At 34.9% G+C, this 212-nt stretch carries 1 protein-coding gene; it reads right to left on the reverse strand.

What is annotated here, in order from left to right:
• On the reverse strand, positions 1 to 212 hold a 212-nt coding region (locus AC23MC_RS16600), incomplete at both ends, for a hypothetical protein (protein ID WP_487569429.1).

Below are 212 nucleotides of genomic sequence, written 5' to 3' on the forward strand. Positions count from 1 at the left end.
GGTACGATTTTCTGATTTCACATATTGAAATAAGCCAGATGTAGAAATTGTAGATCCAACCACATCCAAATGAAAAACGCTACTATTTGGTGCAGGATTCCAAGTTGTTGCAAGTCCAGTTGATTGACTTAACGCAGCTAAATAATTTCTAGATTGACCTCCAATAGTTGTAAAATCTCCTCCTGCATAAATAGTTGTTCCAATTAATTTCA

The organism is Flavobacterium sp. T50_26, from assembly GCF_057652995.1.